At 44.9% G+C, this 22,607-nt stretch carries 21 protein-coding genes, 1 tRNA gene and 1 riboswitch; of the genes, 13 read left to right on the top strand and 9 right to left on the bottom strand.

Going from position 1 to position 22,607, the window contains the following annotated elements:
• Positions 1 to 105: 105 nt before the first annotated feature.
• The 8 genes from nth to ITG09_11150 all read right to left on the bottom strand — a co-directional run bounded on the left by nth (position 106) and on the right by ITG09_11150 (position 7,485).
• Positions 106 to 741: an endonuclease III gene (gene nth / locus ITG09_11185; protein ID UPR51270.1), complete on the bottom strand. Its 636-nt coding sequence runs from the start codon at positions 739 to 741 to the stop codon at positions 106 to 108.
• Between the two features lie 183 nt (positions 742 to 924).
• Positions 925 to 1,617 carry an electron transport complex subunit E gene (locus ITG09_11180; GenBank protein ID UPR51269.1) on the bottom strand — a complete coding sequence of 231 codons (693 nt, stop codon included), beginning with the start codon at positions 1,615 to 1,617 and terminating at the stop codon, positions 925 to 927.
• Entirely contained in the window at positions 1,617 to 2,246 is a 630-nt protein-coding gene (gene rsxG / locus ITG09_11175; GenBank protein ID UPR51268.1) for an electron transport complex subunit RsxG, read from the bottom strand. The genes ITG09_11180 and rsxG overlap by 1 nt, the downstream gene beginning before the upstream one ends.
• 12 nt (positions 2,247 to 2,258) lie before the next feature.
• Entirely contained in the window at positions 2,259 to 3,305 is a 1,047-nt protein-coding gene (rsxD, locus tag ITG09_11170; GenBank protein UPR51267.1) for an electron transport complex subunit RsxD, read from the bottom strand.
• A complete protein-coding gene (rsxC, locus tag ITG09_11165) occupies positions 3,305 to 5,857 on the bottom strand; it encodes an electron transport complex subunit RsxC (protein ID UPR51266.1) in 2,553 nt (850 codons plus the stop codon). The genes rsxD and rsxC overlap by 1 nt, the downstream gene beginning before the upstream one ends.
• 7 nt (positions 5,858 to 5,864) lie before the next feature.
• Positions 5,865 to 6,458, bottom strand: coding sequence for an electron transport complex subunit RsxB (rsxB, locus tag ITG09_11160; protein UPR51265.1), 594 nt, complete (start codon positions 6,456 to 6,458; stop codon positions 5,865 to 5,867).
• A gap of 2 nt (positions 6,459 to 6,460) precedes the next feature.
• Positions 6,461 to 7,039 carry an electron transport complex subunit RsxA gene (gene rsxA / locus ITG09_11155; protein ID UPR51264.1) on the bottom strand — a complete coding sequence of 193 codons (579 nt, stop codon included), beginning with the start codon at positions 7,037 to 7,039 and terminating at the stop codon, positions 6,461 to 6,463.
• A 370-nt stretch (positions 7,040 to 7,409) separates the two neighbouring features.
• Positions 7,410 to 7,485 (bottom strand) — tRNA-Asn (locus ITG09_11150).
• 509 nt (positions 7,486 to 7,994) lie between these two features.
• On the opposite strand from ITG09_11150, the gene uvrB reads away from it, so the two are divergent.
• The 3 genes from uvrB to ITG09_11135 all read left to right on the top strand — a co-directional run bounded on the left by uvrB (position 7,995) and on the right by ITG09_11135 (position 12,085).
• A complete protein-coding gene (gene uvrB / locus ITG09_11145) occupies positions 7,995 to 10,025 on the top strand; it encodes an excinuclease ABC subunit UvrB (GenBank protein ID UPR51263.1) in 2,031 nt (676 codons plus the stop codon).
• Positions 10,026 to 10,327: 302 nt separating this feature from the next.
• Entirely contained in the window at positions 10,328 to 11,716 is a 1,389-nt protein-coding gene (locus ITG09_11140) for a sigma-54-dependent Fis family transcriptional regulator (GenBank protein ID UPR51262.1), read from the top strand.
• Positions 11,717 to 11,740: 24 nt separating this feature from the next.
• On the top strand, positions 11,741 to 12,085 hold the full coding sequence (locus tag ITG09_11135) for an Hpt domain-containing protein (protein UPR51261.1): 345 nt from the start codon (positions 11,741 to 11,743) through the stop codon (positions 12,083 to 12,085).
• 92 nt (positions 12,086 to 12,177) lie between these two features.
• On the opposite strand, the gene ITG09_11130 is transcribed toward ITG09_11135, so the two are convergent.
• Positions 12,178 to 13,065 carry a YvcK family protein gene (locus tag ITG09_11130; protein ID UPR51260.1) on the bottom strand — a complete coding sequence of 296 codons (888 nt, stop codon included), beginning with the start codon at positions 13,063 to 13,065 and terminating at the stop codon, positions 12,178 to 12,180.
• 194 nt (positions 13,066 to 13,259) lie between these two features.
• Positions 13,260 to 13,412: riboswitch (molybdenum cofactor riboswitch) on the top strand.
• On the opposite strand from ITG09_11130, the gene moaA reads away from it, so the two are divergent.
• From moaA to oppF, 10 genes are all read left to right on the top strand, one after another.
• Positions 13,401 to 14,390 carry a GTP 3',8-cyclase MoaA gene (gene moaA, locus ITG09_11125; protein UPR51259.1) on the top strand — a complete coding sequence of 330 codons (990 nt, stop codon included), beginning with the start codon at positions 13,401 to 13,403 and terminating at the stop codon, positions 14,388 to 14,390. (Overlaps the previous riboswitch by 12 nt.)
• Positions 14,391 to 14,480: 90 nt before the next feature.
• On the top strand, positions 14,481 to 14,993 hold the full coding sequence (gene moaB / locus ITG09_11120) for a molybdenum cofactor biosynthesis protein B (protein UPR51258.1): 513 nt from the start codon (positions 14,481 to 14,483) through the stop codon (positions 14,991 to 14,993).
• Between the two features lie 12 nt (positions 14,994 to 15,005).
• On the top strand, positions 15,006 to 15,485 hold the full coding sequence (gene moaC, locus ITG09_11115) for a cyclic pyranopterin monophosphate synthase MoaC (GenBank protein ID UPR51257.1): 480 nt from the start codon (positions 15,006 to 15,008) through the stop codon (positions 15,483 to 15,485).
• The gene (gene moaD, locus ITG09_11110) at positions 15,482 to 15,727 is read left to right on the top strand and encodes a molybdopterin synthase sulfur carrier subunit (GenBank protein ID UPR51256.1); all 246 of its coding nucleotides are present in this window, start codon (positions 15,482 to 15,484) and stop codon (positions 15,725 to 15,727) included. Before moaC ends, moaD begins: the two co-directional genes overlap by 4 nt.
• Before the next feature lie 2 nt (positions 15,728 to 15,729).
• Positions 15,730 to 16,203 (top strand): molybdopterin synthase catalytic subunit MoaE, encoded by a 474-nt coding sequence (gene moaE, locus ITG09_11105; protein ID UPR51255.1) that lies wholly within the window; start codon positions 15,730 to 15,732, stop codon positions 16,201 to 16,203.
• A gap of 632 nt (positions 16,204 to 16,835) precedes the next feature.
• The gene (locus ITG09_11100) at positions 16,836 to 18,467 is read left to right on the top strand and encodes an oligopeptide ABC transporter substrate-binding protein OppA (protein UPR51254.1); all 1,632 of its coding nucleotides are present in this window, start codon (positions 16,836 to 16,838) and stop codon (positions 18,465 to 18,467) included.
• Between the two features lie 114 nt (positions 18,468 to 18,581).
• Positions 18,582 to 19,502 carry an oligopeptide ABC transporter permease OppB gene (gene oppB / locus ITG09_11095; GenBank protein ID UPR51253.1) on the top strand — a complete coding sequence of 307 codons (921 nt, stop codon included), beginning with the start codon at positions 18,582 to 18,584 and terminating at the stop codon, positions 19,500 to 19,502.
• Positions 19,503 to 19,514: 12 nt separating this feature from the next.
• Positions 19,515 to 20,417 (top strand): oligopeptide ABC transporter permease OppC, encoded by a 903-nt coding sequence (oppC, locus tag ITG09_11090; GenBank protein UPR51252.1) that lies wholly within the window; start codon positions 19,515 to 19,517, stop codon positions 20,415 to 20,417.
• A gap of 42 nt (positions 20,418 to 20,459) precedes the next feature.
• Positions 20,460 to 21,431: an ABC transporter ATP-binding protein gene (locus tag ITG09_11085; GenBank protein UPR51251.1), complete on the top strand. Its 972-nt coding sequence runs from the start codon at positions 20,460 to 20,462 to the stop codon at positions 21,429 to 21,431.
• Positions 21,428 to 22,414, top strand: a complete 987-nt coding sequence (oppF, locus tag ITG09_11080) for a murein tripeptide/oligopeptide ABC transporter ATP binding protein OppF (GenBank protein UPR51250.1) — start codon at positions 21,428 to 21,430, stop codon at positions 22,412 to 22,414. Before ITG09_11085 ends, oppF begins: the two co-directional genes overlap by 4 nt.
• Positions 22,415 to 22,607 lie beyond the last annotated feature (193 nt).

Raw genomic sequence — 22,607 nt, 5'->3', positions numbered from 1 at the left:
CAGAATTAGAAATGAAAACTGATATAGAGGCGGCTTCTAGAGAGTAATAATAAAAAGCAGCGCTTTAAGCGCTGCCGTATTGATTAATCGTTGTGAACGGAAAGACTAATCTTCGGTCTTCTCTTTGAACTCACATAGGTCTTCAATGATACAACTGCCACAGCGTGGTTTACGCGCGACACAGGTGTAACGTCCATGAAGAATGAGCCAGTGGTGGACATCCAGTTTGAATTCTTTTGGAATGACTTTAAGAAGCTTAGCCTCAACATCGTCGACCGTTTTACCCATTGCTAACTTAGTACGGTTTGATACACGGTAGATGTGAGTATCAACGGCAATGGTTGGCCAACCAAAAGCGGTGTTCAATACTACGTTGGCAGTCTTACGACCAACGCCAGGAAGGGCTTCTAATGCCGCACGATCTTCCGGTACTTCACCGTTGTGTAGGTCAAGCAGCATTCGACACGTTTTAATCGTATTTTCTGCTTTTGAATTAAATAGGCCGATTGTCTTGATGTACTCTTTCAAGCCGTCAACACCTAGGTCGAAAATGGCTTGTGGAGTATTGGCCACTGGGTAAAGCTTATCCGTTGCTTTGTTGACACTGACATCGGTTGCCTGTGCTGATAAAAGTACCGCGATCAGCAACTCGAAAGGGCTGTTCCAGTTAAGCTCAGTCTCTGGTTTTGGATTGTTTTCTCTTAAACGCTCAAGTATTTCTACTCGTTTTACATTGTTCATAGCGACATTACTTTCAAATAGTTAGGGCTTGAGCTCCGGAGTGGGTATTCAATAAACTCTCAATGCTCAGGCTTTATCATCGGTTACGCGCTCTTATGAGCGTCATTATTATGTGTACTTGGTCAATCTAATTACCTGCTGAGCGGTTGAGCTACTCAGCAGGTTTTAAGCTACTGTAACTTATTAAGCATTGGTAACGCGAGCGCGTTCAATGACTGGCTTTTCTTGTTTAGGCTGTCTAGATTTTGCTTGGTTGTCGATGATGTTTTTCAACGCAATCAAGAAACCAACACCAATAAAGGCACCTGGCGGAAGCAGGGCTAGCAAGAAACTGTTATCAAATTGGAATATCTGGATTCGTAACACAGAAGCCCAATCACCAAGAAGCAGGTCTGCACCATCAAACAGAGTGCCGTTACCAATAACCTCACGCATTGCACCCAGTACAACCAGTACCGATGTCATGCCAAGACCCATCCAGAAACCATCTTGAGCAGCAGGTAGCACTTCGTTTTTAGAAGCGAAGGCTTCAGCTCGGCCAATGATGATACAGTTGGTTACGATCAGTGGGATGAAGATACCCAAAGATAGGTAAAGGCCATACGCGTAAGCATTCATCAGAAGCTGAACACAGGTTACCAGTGATGCAATGATCATTACAAAGACTGGAATACGCACTTCTTTTGGCACGTGGTTACGAACCAGAGAAACAGCAACGTTCGAACCTACCAATACAAGCAGAGTAGCAATACCTAGTCCAAGTGCGTTGGTCACCGTTGAAGACACAGCCAACAGAGGACATAAGCCAAGAAGTTGTACTAGGGCTGGGTTGTTAGCCCACATGCCATTTTTAATTAGTGTTTTATGGTCACTCATTATTCACCACCACAATTTAGAGGTTGAGCAAGCAATGCTTGGTTGTTTTGGTTAACGTACTGAACCGCTTGTTTAACCGACTTAACGACCGCTCTTGGCGTAATGGTTGCGCCAGTAAACTGGTCGAAGTCACCACCGTCTTTACGAACCTTCCAACGGTCTAGATTAGAATCCGTCACTTGCTTACCTGCAAACGAAAGAATCCAATCACTCACACGTAGGTCAATCTTATCACCCAAGCCCGGAGTTTCTTGGTGTGAAAGCACGCGAGTACCTAAAATCGTACCGTCGATTTTCATCCCAACAATGACTTTAATCGCGCCATTGTAGCCGTCTGGTGCAATCGCTTCGATAGCAATCGCGCTTGGCTCACCATTAAGTTTAGCGATGTAAGCTGGCATCGCTTGCTCAGTACCAAGTTCTTCTGCTTGAACCAAAGTACAAGACGAAAACAGTTCGTTGTCGTGAAGATCGTGCGGGATCACTTGGTTAAGAACAGACAGTAGTTGAGCCTGTTCTTGTTGTTTGATCTGATCTTTAGTTAGGTAGTGCGTTACCGCCACCAAACCTGTTGAAGCACACGCAAAAATCGCGAGTACAAGGCCGTTTTTCTTAATAGCATTTAGCATGGTATCCGCTCCTTAGTGACCGTACGTGCGAGGTTTGGTGTAGTAGTCAATCAGTGGAACACACATGTTGGCTAACAATACAGCAAACGCCACGCCATCAGGGAAGCCACCCCAACTACGGATAATAAACACCAATGCGCCAATCAGAGCCCCAAACACCAGCCGACCCTTTACTGTCGTTGAAGCTGAAACCGGGTCGGTTGCAATGAAGAATGCACCAAGCATGGTTGCGCCAGACAATAGGTGAATCGTTGGAGAAGCGGTTTCACCTGGCGTTAGGATTAAGAATACTAGGCTAAACAGAGCAAGGCTGCCGATGAACGCCACAGGAATATGCCATTGAATTACGCGTTGCTTGATAAGTACCAAGCCGCCAACTAGGTAAGCAAGGTTCACCCATTCCCAACCTACGCCAGCTAGCCAGCTGAATTGCGGTTGAGACAGAGCTTCAGACGCTGTGTTACCTGCCGTTAAGGCCGTTTTGAATGCATCAAGCGGCGTTGCCATTGTGGTGCCATCAATACCAAGGCGTGCTTGTTGAAGAGACAAACCTTCATTATTGAAACCCGTAAAGATCATCAAGAAAGAGTCAACAAAGCTTGTTGCTTCTGCCGTTAAGCTGGCTGGTGCATTCCAACTGGTCATTTGAACTGGGAATGAGATCAGCAAAACAACATAAGCCACCATCGCTGGGTTAAATGGGTTTTGCCCAAGGCCGCCATATAGGTGCTTCGCGATAATAATAGCGAAGAACATACCAATCACTAGAATCCACCACGGTGAGTGCGGAGGAATAGCGACACTGAGTAGCCAAGCGGTCACAACCGCACTGTAATCACGTAGCGCCATTACTGGCGGACGTTTTCTTAGCAGCATTACGGCTGCTTCAAAGGTAACAGCAAGTGCGATAGCAAATACTAACTGGATGAGCGTACCCCATCCAAAGAAGTAGGTTTGAGCTAGTAGACCTGGCAATGCACAAATAGCCACCCATTTCATTAGATCTGGGGTGCTTCTACGATTGTGTGCGTGCGGTGAGCTGGCGATAAAGAAGGCCACTACTCTTTCTCCTCATTGTTCTTTTTATCTTGCTCTTGCTGCGCTTTTCTTGCTTTAGCGCGAGCAATTGCGGCAGCAACGGCTGCTTTCTTAGGATCGACGGGTTCTGATTGAGCCTCAGATTCAACCACAGTCTCTTTTTCAATTAATGGCTCAGCCACGGCTTCGGGAGCGATTTCTTCAGCTTCGACCTGCTTAGCTTTCTTCGCTTTAGCGCGTGCAATAGCGGCAGCAACTGCGGCTTTCTTAGGATCGACAGCTTCTGGTTGAGCATCAGCTACTACTTCGATCACTGGTTCAGGCGTTTCTGCTGTCTCAGTCTGTTTCGCTTGCTGAACTTTCTTCGTTTTAGCGCGTGCAATGGCCGCAGCAACCGCATCTTTCTTAGCGTCGCCACTACTTTCAGCTGAAGCTTCAGAAGCTGACTCTGTTTGTTGTGCTTTCTTTGCTTTAGCGCGAGCAATGGCCGCAGCGACAGCATCTTTCTTGGCATCGCCAGTACTTTCAGTCGGAGCATCAGAAGCTGACTCTGTTTGTTGTGCTTTCTTGGCTTTGGCGCGAGCGATAGCTGCAGCAACGGCATCTTTCTTAGCGTCGCCAGAGCTTTCAGCTGGAGTATCAGAAGCTGATTCCGCTTGTTGTGCTTTCTTCGCTTTAGCACGAGCTATTGCAGCAGCAACTGCATCTTTCTTAGCGTCACCTGATTTTTCAACCGGAGCTTCAGAAGCTGATTCTGTTTGCTGTGCTTTCTTGGCTTTAGCACGAGCTATTGCGGCAGCAACAGCATCTTTCTTGCCATCACCAGAGCTTTCAGTTGGAGTGTCAGCAGCAGCAGCTTGTTGTGCCTTGCGTTCTCGAGCTTGTCGTTTACGTTCTTCACGTAGTTTCGACATTTCAGAGTTGTCTGGTTCAGCACTGTCTGCTTTCTGAGCCGCAGCTTGTTTCGCTTTTGCTTTAGCAATCGCAGCTGCAACCGCAGGCTTCACTGCTGGCTCTTCACTTGAAGCCTGATCAGCAGCGGCTTTTTGTGCTTTAACACGAGCAATCGCAGCAGCAATTGCATCGTCACCGTCTGCCGCTTTCATGTCTTTACGACGGTTATCCGCGGCTTTCTTGAAGCGGTTTTCGCGTTCTGCTTTGTCACGCTCCATACGAGCGTTTTTCTCTTCGAAACGAACCTTGGCGCGCTCTGCGGCCGTTGCTTCGTCTTTTCTTGTTTTGATTTCGGCTTTCGCTTGGCGATAGTACTGAACAAGAGGAATTTCACTTGGGCACACAAACGCACAAGCACCACATTCAATACAGTCTTTAATATTTAGCTCTTCGCACTTGTCCAGTTCATTGGCTTTCGCGTGCCATTGCAGCTGTTGAGGAAGTAGAGAGGCAGGGCAAGCTTCGGCACAAGCACTGCATCGAATACATTCCATTTCGTAAGTGCTTGGAGAAATCTCACGACGCGTTGGCGCTAAAATACAGTTCGACGTTTTAGTGATTGGCACATTGGCATGTGGCAAGGTGAAGCCCATCATAGGGCCGCCCAAAATCAAACGCGGCAGCTTTTTATCGGCTTTGTAGCCAAACTCTTCAAGCAACTCATGTACTGGCGTGCCTAATAGCGCCCAAACATTACGAGGTTGTTTAAAGGTCTTACCGGTTAAAGTCACAACGCGGTTAACGACAGGTTCACCGTCGATTACTGCTCTCTTAATCGAGTAGAGAGAGCCAACGTTCTGAACCAAAACACCGATGTCAGCAGGGATGCCGCCAGCAGGAACCTCTTTATTGGTGAGGATCTTAATCAGCTGTTTCTCACCACCTGAAGGGTATTTGGTTGGGATAACACGAATAACGATGTCTTTGTCTTTTGCGGCAATCTCAAGTGCTTTTATCGCGTCTGGCTTGTTGTCTTCAATACCAATCACGGTCAGTTTTGGTTGAAGGATGTGTTCAACCACTTCGATGCCTTTTAATACTTCTTCGGCATGTTCTTGAAGCAACTTGTCATCAGAGGTGATGTAAGGTTCACACTCAGCAGCGTTGACGATCAAAATGTCAGTACGACCAAGTCCTGACTGAAGCTTTTTCGCGGTAGGGAAGCCTGCACCGCCCATACCTGAGATACCGGCTTGGCGAATCACATCAAGCAGTTCGTCAGAGGTCTTTGTTGAAAAGTCTTCAACTGGGTGTTTTTCAATCCAAGTGTCTAAGCCATCAGGTTTAATGACGACACTGAGTTCGCTTAAGCCCGAAGGGTGAGCCGTGGTTCTTGGTTCAATAGCGGTAATCACACCCGATGTTGGTGCGTGTACTGGCAAGGTAAAACCTGTGTCCAAGGCTGTCAGTTGTTGGCCTTTTAGTACGGTGTCACCCGCAGCAACCAATAAGTTACCTGGCTTACCGATGTGTTGCTTCACAGGAAGAACGATTTCCTCAGGAAGCCTTGAATGAACGATGTCAGTGGTATTGGACTGTTTCTTGTTTTCAGCAGGGTGCACGCCGCCCGGGAAGTTCCAAATAGAGCCCGTGCGAATTTGTTCAATTAAAGAGATCATACTAACCCTACGCCTTAGGCTCTGACGCAGTTGCATCAGTCGCTTGGTTAGTGATATCAGTAACAGGAATGATGTTCATCTGCCATTTCCAATTTTCAGTCGTTGTTGCCACTGGAATCATTTCGATACAGTCAGTAGGGCACGGTGCGACACATAGATCACAACCTGTACATTCATCTTTGATTACTGTGTGCAGTGCCTTGGTGCCACCAACAATGGCGTCGACAGGGCAGGCTTGAATACACTTGGTACAGCCGATACACATATCTTCATGAATGAAAGCAACGGTTTTTACTTTGTTATCTAAGTCATGAGCGGAGTCTTCAACTTCTACGCCCATTAAGTCTGCTAGCTTCTCAATGGTTGCTTGGCCGCCAGGAGGACATTTGTTGATCTTGTCTCCGTTAGCGATCGCCTCTGCGTAAGGACGACAACCTGGGTAGCCACATTGGCCACACTGAGTTTGCGGTAAAATGGTATCGATTTGATCAACGATAGGATCAGCTTCTACTTTAAATCGGATAGAAGCAAAGCCCAAAATAGCGCCAAAAACAGCGGCTAAAACGGCTAGCGCAATGATCGCAATTAAAATGGTACTCATGCTTATTTCACCAACCCAGTAAAGCCCATAAATGCGAGAGACATTAGGCCTGCTGTGATCATCGCAATTGATGCGCCTTTGAATGGCATTGGAACATCAGCAACCGCAATACGTTCACGCATCGCAGCAAATAGGATCAGAACAAGAGAGAAACCCACCGCTGCGCCGAAACCATAGATGATCGACTGAATGAAGTTGTGGTTTTCATTGATGTTCAAAAGTGCCACACCTAATACCGCGCAGTTGGTGGTGATAAGAGGTAGGAAGATACCTAATAGGCGATATAGCGTTGGGCTGGTTTTGTGAACGACCATTTCCGTAAATTGAACAACCACTGCGATAACCAAGATGAAGCTCATGGTACGCAGGTATTCAATACCCAGAGGGGTAAGGATGTAGGTTTCTACTAGGTATGCAGATACCGACGCTAACGTCAGAACGAAAGTCGTCGCGAGGCCCATGCCAATCGCAGTCTCCAGTTTCTTGGAGACTCCCATGAAAGGACATAGCCCTAAAAACTTCACTAGCACAAAGTTATTGACCAGCACTGTGCCAACCAACAACAAAAGGTATTCGGTCATAATGGATTAATTCTTGAGATTCCGATCCCGATATTATCCTGCTTTGCTCACCTAATAACAACCAAGGATCACTAGGGATTTAGACACTTGGTGAAAAAAACATCAGGTAATCGTTTGATTATTAAAGTTACGGTAAGTATAGACGGCCAATTTCTACTTGGTTAGACAAGTTTATCGGAGTGGTTAGGCTGGATCTTTCACAAGATCATTCTTGAATTGAACTCGATCTGCTTCCTACAAATAGGGTCATATTTGTGGGTTTTAGTACTCAGAACTATCAAAAAGAGAAGGAAAGAGGCGAGTCGAATACGTCCCCAAAGCACTAAAACGAAAAAAGCCCAATCTTTCGATTGAGCTTTTTTCCTGAATTTGGCTCCCCTTGCAAGACTTGAACTTGCGACATACGGATTAACAGTCCGCCGTTCTACCAACTGAACTAAAGGGGAATTGCTTGTTAGCGACGCGAATTCTAATAATTGTCCGAATTTCTGTCAATAAGAAATAGCAGAAAAAAGTAAGATAAAAAACTTTACTTTCTTGAACGCCTTATTGGATTTAGCTTTGCTTTAGTTATCCACCAAAATTGTGGATAAGTGTGTGTGTGAAACTTTAACAACAATAATTGGGATAAATCGAAAAATGTAAAAATCTTATCTAACGTAATGTATTTAAAAGATTTATAGGAAAATATTGCGATTGTATAACTTTTGTAGATTATAAAATAAACGGTAAAACAAGCGGTATTTTTAGATTTTTTGGGGAAAAGTAGTGGATTAAAAATCGAGTGATTTAGCTGAGAAGATCTTGCAGGGGCACGGATAATACCAAGTTCTAAAAATAAAAGCTATAACTGATATCTGATCTTAAGATGCATTTCTCTAGATAATTGTTGCAACGACACTCCTCCTAGAGTGACAATGACCTGATTAAAAAAACAGTATGGAAATGGCGACCTATGAGTAAACTCTTTGACTTGGTATCGGACTACAGCCCGTCCGGTGACCAGCCGACAGCGATAACCCGATTACTAGATGGATTAGATTCTGGTTTGGCACATCAAACTCTATTAGGGGTAACGGGCTCAGGTAAAACCTTTACTCTTGCCAATGTCATTTCCCAATCGCAAAGACCTGCCATTCTGTTAGCACCAAACAAGACGTTGGCTGCTCAACTTTATGGTGAGATGAAATCCTTCTTTCCAAATAATGCCGTCGAGTACTTCGTTTCTTACTACGATTACTACCAACCAGAAGCTTACGTTCCGACCACAGACACATTCATCGAGAAAGATGCGTCGGTGAACGCTCATATCGAACAAATGAGGCTTTCGGCAACAAAAGCCTTACTAGAACGAAAAGACGCCATCATCGTCGCGTCTGTATCAGCTATCTATGGTCTGGGTGATCCTAAGTCTTACCTGAAGATGATGCTTCACTTGAGTCGCGGTGAGGTCATGGACCAACGTGATATCTTGCGCCGCTTGGCTGAGCTGCAATATTCAAGAAACGATGTGGCGTTTGAGCGTGGTCAGTTCCGCGTTCGTGGTGAAGTGATTGATATTTTCCCTGCTGAATCTGACCAAGATGCCGTGCGCATCGAAATGTTCGATGACGAAGTGGATTGCATCAGTATCTTTGATCCCCTGACTGGTGCGGTTAAGCAAAGAGACTTACCGCGTTTTACCGTGTATCCGAAAACTCACTATGTAACGCCAAGGGAGAAAATCCTTGAGGCGATTGAGAACATTAAAGATGAACTTCGAGACCGAGCTCAATACCTAAAAGACAACAACAAGCTTTTGGAAGAGCAGCGTATTTCTCAGAGAACTCAGTTTGATATCGAGATGATGACCGAACTTGGTTTCTGTTCTGGTATCGAAAACTATTCACGATACCTAAGTGGTCGTGCTGAAGGGGAAGCGCCTCCGACGTTATTTGATTACTTGCCTGATGATGGTCTGTTGATCATCGATGAGTCACACGTGACCGTGCCGCAAATTGGCGCCATGTACAAAGGTGACCGTTCGCGTAAGGAAACTCTGGTTGAGTTTGGTTTCCGTTTGCCTTCTGCATTGGATAACCGTCCAATGAAGTTCGACGAGTTTGAATCTATCGCGCCACAAACGATTTTTGTCTCTGCCACTCCGGGTAATTACGAGATTGAAAAATCAGATGGCGAGATTGCTGATCAAGTCGTTCGTCCTACTGGCCTGTTAGATCCAATTATTGAAGTAAGACCGGTCGCGACTCAGGTTGATGACTTGTTGTCTGAAATCAGAATCCGTTCTGCGAAAGAAGAGCGTGTTTTGGTGACCACGTTGACCAAGAGAATGGCGGAAGACTTAACCGAATACCTAAGCGAGCATGGCGTTAAAGTACGTTACTTGCACTCGGATATTGATACGGTTGAGCGTGTAGAGATCATCCGAGACCTGCGCTTGGGCGAGTTCGACGTGTTAGTGGGTATTAACTTACTTCGTGAAGGTTTGGATATGCCTGAAGTGTCGCTGGTGGCGATTCTTGATGCAGACAAAGAGGGCTTCTTGCGTTCTGAGCGTTCTCTGATCCAAACCATTGGTCGTGCTGCGCGTAACTTGGAAGGTCGAGCAATCCTTTATGGTGATTCGATTACTAAGTCGATGAGAAAAGCGATTGATGAAACCGATCGTCGTCGCGAGAAACAACAAGCCTACAACGAAGAACAAGGCATCACGCCGCAAGCGTTGAAACGCAATATCAAAGATATTATGGAACTGGGTGATCTAACCAAGTCGAAGCAGCAGCGCCAATCGAAGCAAGTTCCTCTATCTAAGGTGGCAGACCCTTCTGAAAGTTATGCCGTACTTACACCGCAACAGCTTGATAAAGAGATCAGCAAGTTAGAAACTGCGATGTATCAGCATGCTCAGAACCTGGAATTTGAATTGGCAGCACAGAAGCGTGATGAAATTGAGCAGCTAAGAAAGCAGTTTATTACCAACAGCTAATCTCACTTTTTACTCAAAAAATTGAATCCCTCAATACAAAAATTGAGAGTGTTTTAGACAAAAAAACAGCCAGTAGTAAATGTTCTACTGGCTTACGTTTGTGAACACTCGGTCCACTAACAACGTCAGTTGGCTAGGTGACCCGAAGGTCATGTAGATACCTGCATCGTTCGTGCCATATAGATAACACATTGATTGTTTAAAACAGAGAAAGAAATGTTCCACAAATACTGTGGTTAATTTGCATAATGCAAAGCGGAATGCGACTATAATAAGAAATGCAAATTATAAATGGCTAGGATATGCAATCAAAAACGCTAGATAACAAATCGAAGTATTTGTTGATGGTAGAGGATACCGCTTCGGTAGCAGCTTTATATCGCTCGTATCTTACACCGCTCGAAATTGATATCAACATTGTCGGCACTGGCCGCGACGCAATTGAAAGTTTGAATCATCGAATCCCAGACCTTATTTTGTTAGATCTACGTCTGCCTGATATGACGGGCATGGACGTGCTATTTGCTGTAAAACAAAAATACCCAGAAGTTCCTGTGATCTTCATGACGGCTCACGGCTCGATTGATACAGCCGTAGAAGCGATGCGTCATGGTTCTCAAGATTTCCTGATCAAACCGTGTGAAGCCGACCGACTCCGTATTACGGTGAACAACGCGATCCGCAAAGCCACCAAGCTTAAAAACAGCTCGGAACACCCGGGAAACCAGAACTACCAAGGCTTTATCGGCAGTAGCCAGACCATGCAGCAGGTTTACCGAACTATCGATTCTGCTGCATCGAGTAAGGCGAGCATTTTCATTACTGGTGAAAGTGGTACCGGTAAAGAGGTATGTGCAGAAGCCATTCATGCTGCGAGTAAGCGTGGTGATAAGCCTTTTATCGCCATCAACTGTGCGGCAATTCCTAAAGACCTGATTGAGAGTGAGCTGTTTGGCCACGTAAAAGGGGCGTTTACGGGCGCGGCAACAGACCGTCAAGGTGCAGCTGAATTAGCTGATGGCGGTACACTGTTCCTCGATGAACTGTGTGAAATGGATCTTGAACTACAAACCAAGCTGTTGCGTTTTATCCAAACCGGTACTTTCCAAAAAGTCGGCTCTTCGAAGATGAAGAGTGTCGACGTGCGTTTTGTGTGTGCGACTAACCGTGACCCTTGGAAAGAAGTTCAAGAAGGTCGCTTTAGAGAAGATTTATACTACCGCCTGTACGTGATTCCTCTGCACTTGCCGCCATTGCGTGAACGTGGTGAAGATGTCATCGAGATTGCATACTCATTATTGGGCTACATGTCGGTTGAAGAAGGCAAGGCGTTTGTACGTTTTGCTCAGGAAGTACTTGATCGCTTTAATCAATATGAGTGGCCGGGTAATGTTCGTCAGCTACAAAACGTGTTGAGAAACGTGGTGGTTTTGAATAACGGTAAAGAGATTACTCTCAACATGCTTCCGCCACCGTTGAACCAACCGATTGAAAACAGTCTGCGGTTGAAAGAGAAGCAGAATGAAGACATTACGGTAAAAGATATTTTCCCATTGTGGATCACTGAGAAAACGGCTATCGAACAGGCCATTAAAGCGTGTGATGGCAACATTCCTCGTGCGGCAGGTTTCTTAGATGTCAGTCCATCGACGATATACCGTAAGTTGCAAACGTGGAATGCGAAGCAGTAATCACCAAACAATAAGAAAATAATAATGACGAAAGTATTAAATCAGCAAAAAGTTGATGAGCTTGCCTGCGAAATAGGGCAAGAGAATGTCCCGGTTTTACTGGAGATCTTTTTAGGTGAGTTGAAAGGCTACTACGAACACCTAGAGATAAACAAAGAGTCGGATACCTCTAAGTACTTGGCTGATATAAGTCATGCACTTAAGAGCAGCGCAGCAAGCTTTGGTGCGGATGCTTTGTGTAGTTTTGCGATTAGCTTGGACGCAAAAGTGAAGCAAGCGTTGCCTGTGACAGAGGTTGATTTTCAAGATATGCAGGAGCTTCTGCTATCGACTTATACTGAATATCAACAGTTGATGACTGATCTCTAAAGCGGTGAATTGCTATATCTACAGGTAGAGATACAGATACTAAAAAGGAGCATGATGCTCCTTTTTCGTTTTTTGTCTCTCGAACTTATGAATTAGGCCAACTGAGCTTCGATCGCTTTTTGAAGCTTCACGCGATCGTGTCGCCAATCTCGGTTTGCTGATGCAAGATCTGTGGTCACACAATTCCATTGGCCTTCTAGCTCTGGATGCGGTTCATTGCCTAGTACGACGTCTATCTTACGTGCTTTACAGGTACGTTCACACCACTCCAATTGCTCTTGAAGCGTCATTTTACCTGCTGGACCGTGTTCTGGAGACAGGTTTTCAATGAAGATAACTTTTGCCTTAGTGTTTCCAGCGATGGCTTTACCAATTTCTGGCAGTAGCAGCGGAGGCATAACACTGGTTAAAAAGCTGCCTGGGCCAAGCACTATGCAGTCTGCTTCTTCCACCGCGGCAACGGCCTCTTTGGTTGCTGGTACTTCTGGCGACAAGTCCATCATGCGCAGTTTTTCTGTCATGTCATCAACATTGGTTTCACCAGTTACCCAGCGGCCGTCCATTGATAGGGCTGTGAGGTCAGAAGGGTGCTCTGTCATCGGCACGATATTAACGTCGACCTTAAGCATATTTCGAATTAGGTTAATTGCTTCCAACGGACGAACTGAGAGGTTGTCTAATGCTGTGAGCATGAGGTTACCTAAGTTATGACCATCGAGTTCGCCTTGGCCACGAAAGCGGTATTCAAACATCATCGAGCTGATTGAAGGTTCGGTGATCAATTGGTTGATACAGTTACGTGTATCTCCCCATGCGATACCACCTTGGCAATCTCGAATACGTCCAGTGGAACCTCCGTTATCTGTCGTTGCAACAATGCCAGTTGCGTTGTGACCAAAGTCTTTTAATGCAGCTAACATGCGACCTAAGCCATGGCCACCACCGATTGCTACGACTTTCTTTGAAGCGTAAATATTCATTTTTTGTTCTTATTAGATTATTACCAACTATAATTTAGGTTAAATGCTTCTCGCTATATACTCAACAAGAGTTATTTTGAGGGTTTGATACGTTTTTTTTGCCGATGTGGCCCGTTTTTTACCATCAGAGCTAGATTCACGTACAAATATTAAGTATTTTATTACTCAGCTACTGCGCGTGTGAATATAACGCTCAGTTGCCATAACTCCGAGCTCTCGTATGCTAAGTCGCACAGTGGTATTTGCTGTACCGATACGCATCAAGAGCCAGTGACATGTTGTCACAAGGGCTTAATTGGAAATGATTATGCCTCCCGTGTTTGGAAAGGTGTTCCGTGGCGCAACAATTCGAAGATAGATTCCATCGCAAGTTTTATTACTTGCGCTTGTCGGTTACAGACGTCTGTAACTTTAAATGTACTTACTGCTTGCCAGATGGTTATAGACCGTCAGGGCAAAAAAACTCGTCTTTTTTAAGTGTTCCCGAGATCAAACGCGTTGTTAAAGCGTTTGCAGATTGTGGTACCTCAAAGATCCGCATTACAGGCGGAGAGCCGAGTCTGCGTAAAGACTTTCCTGAAATCATACATACCGTCGCTTCTACCCCTGGCATCGAAAAAGTAGCCACCACAACGAATGGCTACCGCATGGAGAAACAAGTAGGGCAATGGCGTGATGCTGGTTTAACCCATATAAACGTCAGCGTGGATAGCTTAGATTCACGTATGTTCCATCAGATCACTGGTGAGAATAAGTTTACTGAGGTTATGCGAGGCATTGATAAAGCGTTTGAGGTTGGCTATGAACAAGTCAAAGTCAACGTTGTATTGATGAAAGACCTCAACAGTCAGGAATTACCAGCCTTCCTTAATTGGATCAAAGACAAACCTATTCAATTGCGTTTTATCGAGCTGATGAAAACCGGCGAGATGGACGAGTTGTTCGATAAACATCATGTATCTGGCGTTGCGATTCGCAATCAGCTTATTGCTAACGGTTGGCTGTTAAAAGTCAAAGCTGTTAACGATGGCCCAGCACAAGTGTTTGTCCACCCAGACTACAAGGGTGAAATTGGTTTGATCATGCCTTACGAGAAAGACTTCTGTGAGAGTTGTAACCGACTGCGTGTTTCTGCGACCGGTAAACTTCACCTATGTCTGTTTGGCGACCACGGTGTTGAACTGAGAGATCTGATTCAAGAAGATCAACAAGAGCAAGAGCTAATTGATCGAATTCAGGCTCAGCTTCAAACCAAGTCCGTTAGCCACTTCTTGCATGATGGCAACAGCGGCATGACTCCAAACTTGGCGTCAATCGGCGGTTAACCCGTTATATACTCTAAAGCATTTTATCGCTCAGCTTCTTTAAGCTGGGCGAATCAGTCTAATCATTGAAAAATTTATATAGGTGAACAAATGGGTCACGCAGAAAGCAAATTCCAAGCAGCAAACATCGCAGTATTAACGGTTTCAGATACACGTACAGAAGAAAATGATACGTCAGGTGGCTACCTAGCTGAGCATGCTAAAGAAGCGGGTCACAACGTTGTAGATAAGCAAATCGTTATCGACGACATGTATAAGATTCGTGCGATCGTTTCGAAATGGATCGCGGATGAAAGCGTACAAGCGATCATGATCACTGGCGGTACGGGTTTTACTTCTCGTGACAGTACTCCTGAAGCGCTTAAGCCACTGTTCGACAAAGAAGTAGAAGGTTTTGGTGAGTTATTCCGCCAAGTGTCTTACGAAGAGATCGGTACATCGACAATTCAATCGCGTGCGATTGCGGGCTTTGCTAACCACACAGTAATCTTTGCGATGCCAGGTTCAACAGGCGCTTGTCGCACAGGTTGGACTAAGATCATCAAGCAACAGATGGATGCTAGCCACCGCCCTTGTAACTTCATGCCACACCTTTCTGTATAAGGCGGTTTGAGTATGAGCCAATTTACACACATTAACGCGTCTGGCGAAGCAAACATGGTCGATGTATCGGCTAAAGCTGAGACAGTGCGTGAGGCGAGAGCGGAAGCTTTCGTACAAATGTCTGCTGAAACGCTAAAGCTGATTGTTTCTGGTAGCCACCATAAAGGTGATGTTTTCGCAACGGCACGTATCGCAGGTATTCAAGCGGCTAAGAAGACGTGGGATCTGATTCCACTGTGTCACCCTCTACTATTAACTAAAGTAGAAGTGCAGCTAGAAGCTATCGAGTCTGAAAACAAGGTACGTATCGAGTCGGTATGTAAGCTTGCTGGTAAGACAGGCGTAGAGATGGAGGCGCTAACGGCTGCTTCTGTTGCTGCGTTAACGATTTACGATATGTGTAAAGCTGTTCAGAAAGACATTGTTATCGAGAATGTACGCCTGTTAGAGAAGACCGGTGGTAAATCTGGTCACTTTAAGGTGGAATCATGATTACAGTACTTTTCTTTGCTCAAACTCGTGAACTTGTTGGTGTGGACAGCGTTGAAGTTGATGCACAGTTCAAGACGATTGAAGCGATTCGCAGCTACCTTGTAGAACAAGAAGGCAAATGGGATATCGCTCTGGAAGAGGGCAAGCTTCTGGCTGCGCTTAACCAATCTATCGTGCCTCTGACGACTGAAGTGAAAGACGGCGATGAAGTCGCTTTCTTCCCACCAGTGACCGGAGGCTAGTCATGAATGATTCTCGAGTTATAGATCCAAGAGTATTGGTTACTGCTGAAGACTTTTCTGTGGGTGGCGAATACGATTATCTAGCTCAAGGTACAGTTGCCGGAGCGATTGTGACGTTCGTTGGTAAAGTTCGCGACATGAACCTTGGCGACAATGTGATTGGTTTGTCTCTGGAGCACTATCCGGGCATGACAGAGAAATCACTGAGCGAGATCTGTGATCAAGCTGAAGCACGCTGGCCAATCCAAAAGATGCGAGTTATCCATCGTGTTGGTGACCTCGATATTGGTGACCAGATTGTTTACGTTGGTGTATCCAGTGCACACCGCGGTGCGGCCTTTGAAGCCTGTGAGTTTGTTATGGATTTTCTGAAAACCAAAGCGCCGTTTTGGAAGAAGGAACGTACCACTGAAGAAACTCGTTGGGTTGACTCTCGAGATTCAGATGCGAAAGCTGCAGAGCGTTGGGAAAAATAACCACCCAAGGTTACTCACCTTCAGAACGAATATTAAAAGCCGACTATTAAAGTCGGTTTTTTTGTGCGTGCTACAAAGTTATTTATAAATAATTAGCGTATTAATAAATGGTTAGTCATTCATGTTGCATATAAATTCGGTGCGTGATTTTGTCTGTCTTGGTGCATTTCTAAATCTGTTTTGGTGCAGTGCTTTATGCTGTTTTGTATAAAGTGATAACCCTCACAAATAGTGGAGTCTATTTAGGGGATATGTGATGTGCAATTGGATTTAATGTGGCATTAATGTTAATTTGCTGACAGTGTTCTAGCATAAGATGCTAAAAAAAAGTATCAATACAGATACATCAACACTAAAGGCTGTTTTTTAATTAATCCCTATGTGTAACTCACTATTCATTAGGTTTTTATTAGAGATTTACACTATTACCTTAAGTAATTCGGAGAATTATCCGATTTTTTGCGACTTGTTTGTGGCAAATTACTTCAATGGTTGATAGTGTGTGCCTCAATCTTTGTAAGGTTTTAGGTTTTTATGCTTATATTTTGAGCTAAATAAACCTAAATCACTGCCGTTCAGTGAACCTAACAAAGAAGTCATGGATGCAAAACGAAAAACTTGGAGTTTATTAAATGTACAAGAATAAAATTACTCAGGCCCTTCTTCTAGGTGCTGGTTTGGCAGTGGCTGCCACTTCTACTCTTTCTATCGCTGCTGAAGTTCCAGCAGGCACAGAACTAGCAAAAGTTCAGGAACTTGTTCGCGGTAACGGTACTGAAGTTGCGACTATCGACCCACACAAATCTCAAGGTGTACCAGAATCTCACGTAATTCGTGATCTTCTAGAAGGTCTAGTGAACCAAGACGGCGAAGGTAATACTATCCCTGGTGTTGCTGAAAGCTGGGAAACGACAGACAACAAAACATTCACTTTCCACCTACGTAAAGACGCAAAATGGTCTAACGGCGATCCTGTAACAGCTCAAGATTTCGTATACAGCTGGAAACGTGCAGTCGATCCAGCGACAGCTTCTCCATACGCTTGGTACATGGAATATACCAAGATGGCGAATGCGAAGGACATCGTAGCGGGTAAGAAAGACAAGAGTGAGCTAGGCGTTAAAGCTGTAGATGCAAACACACTTGTTGTTGAATTAGAAACAGCGGTACCATACTTCGTAATGATGATGGGCCACACAACAATGAAGCCAGTACACCAAGCGACTGTTGAAAAATACGGTGACCAGTGGACTAAGCCTGACCACTTCGTTGGCAACGGTGCATTCTCTGTTGATAAATGGGTTGTTAACGAGCGTTTAGTTTTAAAGCGTAACGACCAATACTGGAACAACGATAAGACGGTTCTAAATAAAGTAACCTTCCTACCAATCGAAAACCAAGTAGCGGAAATGAACCGCTTCCTATCTGGCGAAATCGATTTCACAAACGAACTTCCAACTGAGCATTTCAAGCGTCTTCAAAAAGAGTACGCGGAAGATGTATCTGTAGCGGGTAACCTATGTACTTACTACTACATCTTCAACACGAAGAAAGCACCATTTGATGATGTTCGTGTTCGCCAAGCAATCTCTTACGCAATCGACCGTGATATCGTAACAGGTGCTATCCTAGCGCAAGGTCAAAAACCTGCATACTTCCTAACGCCTGAAATCACAGCTGGCTTCGATCCTGAGCTACCAGCTTACGGTAAGATGTCTCAAAAAGAGCGTAACGCAGAAGCAGAACGTCTTCTTGAAGAAGCGGGTTACGGTAAAGATAACCCACTTAAATTCAACCTACTTTACAACACTTCAGAGAACCACAAGAAGATTGCTGTAGCGCTAGGTTCTATGTGGAAGAAAACACTGGGTCTTTCTGTAACGCTTGAGAACCAAGAGTGGAAAACGTACCTATCTTCTAAAGATTCTGGTGATTTCGAAGTAGCACGTGCTGGTTGGTGTGGTGACTACAACGAAGCGTCTTCGTTCCTAACGCTAATGAAGAGTAACAACACTACCGGTGGTGTTCACTACGACAGCGCGGCTTACGATCAAATCATCGATAAAGCACTTAACTCAACTTCAGAAGAAGAGCGTAAAGCACTTTACCTAGAAGCTGAGGCGCTAATGGCAAACGACATGCCAATCGCTCCTATCTACCAATACGTTAAATCTCGTCTACTTAACCCGCATGTTGGTGGTTTCCCAATCAACAACGCGGAAGACAAGATCTTCTCGAAAGACCTATACATCAAAGCTCAATAATAAGCTTCGATTCTAAAAAGTTAATATAACTATAACGATACAGACACTACATGCGCAGGGCGCGCATGTAGCGTCTTTCTAATTTTAATTGTCACAGACTGAAAGAGTGAGTTTATGCTTAAATTCATTATGAAAAGGATATTTGAAGCGATTCCAACCATGTTGGTGTTGATCACTATATCTTTCTTTCTCATGCGTTTCGCACCGGGTAACCCGTTTTCAAGCGAACGTCCATTACCGCCAGAAGTTATGGCTAACATCGAAGCTAAATACGGCTTAGATAAACCAGTATTTGAACAATACACCACGTATTTGACAAATATCTTACAAGGTGACTTCGGTCCCTCGTTTAAATACCAAGATTACACAGTAAATGAGCTGATCGCGGTTGCACTTCCAGTATCTGCGAAGGTAGGTTTCGTTGCCTTTATCTTCACACTATTGATGGGGGTCACCGTCGGGACGATTGCTGCCTTGAAGCACAATACCTGGGTCGACTACACCATAATGTCGACCGCCATGCTCGGGGTGGTGATGCCATCCTTCGTGTTGGCACCGGCGCTTATTTACCTTTTCTCCCTGCACTGGAATATATTCCCAGCAGGTGGTTGGCATGGCGGTACATTCATGTACATCGTGCTGCCTGTTATCGCGATGTCTCTTCTTTACGTAGCAACCTTTGCTCGTATTACTCGCGGTAGCATGATTGAAACGCTAAACAGTAACTTTATCCGAACTGCACGTGCAAAAGGTCTAAGCTACCGTTACATCATTCTAAAACATGCACTTAAGCCAGCAATGCTACCTGTTGTTTCTTACATGGGACCTGCGTTCGTAGGTATCATCACAGGTTCAGTTGTTGTTGAAACCATCTTCGGCCTACCAGGTATCGGTAAGCTGTTTGTTAACGCCGCGTTTAACCGTGACTACTCGCTAGTAATGGGTGTAACCATCTTGATTGGTTTCCTATTCATCTTGTTCAACGCAATCGTTGATATTTTGCTAGCGCTGATTGACCCGAAAATTCGCTACTAACAGGGACTGGTTATGTTGAAGAAAAAAGAAAATTTAGAAGCGATCGAAAAGTTCTCTGAGAGTTTAGAGATTGAAGGTCGTAGTTTGTGGCAGGATGCACGCATTCGTTTCATGCGTAACAAAGCTGCGATGGTCAGCCTGTTCATCCTTACTATTATGGTACTGGCGGTTATCTTCTTACCGATGCTAGCTCAGTACACTTATGATGATACTGACTGGTACGCAATGCACGTAGGTCCTAATGCGGATCACTGGTTTGGTACTGATAGCTTAGGCCGTGACTTGTACGTTCGTACGCTTATCGGTGGCCGTATCTCACTGATGGTTGGTGTGATGGGTGCATTCGTAGCGGTACTGATTGGTACGCTTTACGGTGCCGCTTCTGGCTTCATCGGTGGTCGTACTGACCGAGTGATGATGCGTATCCTAGAGATCTTGTACGCGGTTCCATTCATGTTCCTAGTTATCGTTCTAGTAACATTCTTTGGTCGTAACATTATCCTAATCTTCGTTGCTATCGGCGCGATTGCTTGGCTAGATATGGCGCGTATTGTACGTGGTCAAACGCTGAGCTTACGTAGTAAAGAATTCATTGAAGCAGCACACGTATGTGGTGTGAGCAAATGGAAGATCATTACACGTCACATCGTACCAAACGTACTGGGTATCGTAGCGGTTTACTCTACGCTGCTTATTCCAAGCATGATCCTTACAGAATCATTCTTATCTTTCCTTGGTCTTGGTGTTCAAGAGCCTATGACAAGCTGGGGCGCATTGCTTCAAGAAGGTTCGCAAACAATGGAAGTTGCAATTTGGCAACTGACATTCCCTGCGGCATTCATGGTAGTTACGCTGTTCTGCTTTAACTACGTAGGTGATGGTCTGCGCGACGCGCTTGATCCAAAAGACAGATAAAGAAATAGCAATTAAAAGCTATAAAAGATTAAGGAAGCAATAATGAGCTTATTAGATGTCAAAGATCTGCGCGTCGAATTTACCACGCAAGATGGTATCGTAACCGCAGTAAACGATCTGAACTTCTCACTCAACCAAGGCGAAACGCTGGGTATCGTGGGTGAGTCCGGTTCAGGTAAATCACAAACTGTATTCTCTATCATGGGGCTGCTGGCTAAGAACGGCATCATCTCGGGTAGCGCGAAGTTTGAAGGTAAAGAGATTCTTAACCTTCCAGAGAAAGAGCTGAACAAAGTTCGTGCTGAACAGATCGCGATGATCTTCCAAGATCCTATGACATCACTGAACCCTTACATGAAAGTAAGTGATCAGCTGATGGAAGTACTTATGCTCCACAAAGGCATGGGTAAAGCAGAGGCATTTGAAGAATCAGTACGCATGCTTGAAGCGGTTAAAATCCCTGAAGCGCGCAAGCGTATCACTATGTACCCACACGAGTTTTCTGGCGGTATGCGTCAGCGTGTGATGATCGCAATGGCACTATTGTGTCGTCCTAAATTGCTTATCGCTGATGAACCAACAACCGCTTTGGATGTAACTATTCAAGCGCAAATTATGGAATTGCTGAACGAATTGAAAGATGAGTTCAACACGGCAATCATCATGATCACCCACGATTTGGGTGTGGTTGCAGGTTCATGTGACAAAGTACTGGTGATGTACGCGGGCCGTACAATGGAGTACGGCACGGTTGATGAAATCTTCTACGAGCCTAGCCACCCTTATGCGGAAGGCCTGCTTAAAGCGATTCCTCGTTTGGATACCGAAGGTGAAATTCTACCGACGATTCCAGGTAACCCACCTAACTTACTTCGCCTACCAACCGGTTGTCCTTACCAAGACCGTTGTCACCGTGTAATGGACCGTTGTAAGCAAGAAGCACCAATTTTGCAGCCATTTGCTAAAGACCGTCAGCGTGCTTGTTTTTCTGATTGGGAGACTTGGACAAAATGAGTAAAGAATTACTATTAGATATTAAAGACCTGAAAGTTCACTTTAGCATTGCGGCTAAGTCAGCTTGGCCTTGGGCGAAACCATCGAACCTTAAAGCGGTTGATGGTGTTGATGTTCATCTTTACGAAGGTGAAACATTAGGTGTAGTAGGAGAGTCTGGTTGTGGTAAGTCTACTTTTGCACGCGCGATTATCGGCTTGGTTGAAGCGACTGAAGGGCAAGTGATGTGGTTAGGTCAAGACCTAACTAAGATGCAGGAAGTGAAGCGCCGTGAAACTCGTAAAGAGATTCAGATGATCTTCCAAGACCCGCTAGCATCGCTTAACCCGCGTATGTCTGTTGGTGACATCATTGCTGAGCCGCTAGAGACTTTTTACCCAGAACTTTCTAAACAGGAAGTGAAGGACCGAGTTAAAGAGATGATGGCCAAGGTTGGTCTACTACCCAACGTAATCAACCGTTACCCGCATGAGTTCTCTGGTGGTCAGTGTCAGCGTATCGGTATCGCACGTGCTCTTATCTTAAAACCTAAGATGATCATTTGTGATGAACCAGTTTCGGCATTGGATGTATCTATCCAAGCTCAAGTAGTTAACCTTCTGAAGGAGCTACAAAAAGAGTTAGGTTTGTCCTTGGTATTCATCGCGCACGATTTGTCGGTTGTTAAACACATTTCTGACCGCGTGTTGGTGATGTACTTAGGCAATGCGGTAGAACTTGGTGAGTCAGATGCATTGTTCTCTGATCCTAAGCACCCATACACCAAAGCGTTGATGTCTGCAGTTCCAATTCCAGATCCACGTTTAGAGCGCAGTAAAACCATTCAGATGCTGGAAGGTGATCTACCATCGCCAATCAACCCGCCATCAGGTTGTGTGTTTCGTACTCGTTGCCCACAAGCAACAGAGGCGTGTGCGCAAACTAAGCCATCGATTCAAGGCGATGACGTTCACGCAGTATCTTGCTTGCACGTACAAGTCTAGATCCTATTTAAAACGGTTCAGCCTGTGACAGGCTTAAGCGCGACTAGTTATTAGAGTCGCGCTTTTTTTGTCTTAGGTTTAGGCTTATTGGTCCGCTCAACAAGCTTCATCAAAATATTCGAACAACTAAGCCAACTTCTTCTAGTTTTGAAAGAGTTGGCTTTTCTTATACTAATACCAATCGTAGTAAAGA

The sequence above is a fragment of the Vibrio cyclitrophicus genome, from assembly GCA_023206055.1.
In the GTDB taxonomy this organism is placed as follows: Bacteria; Pseudomonadota; Gammaproteobacteria; order Enterobacterales; family Vibrionaceae; genus Vibrio; species Vibrio cyclitrophicus_A.
This window is presented reverse-complemented; position numbering and strand designations above follow the sequence as displayed.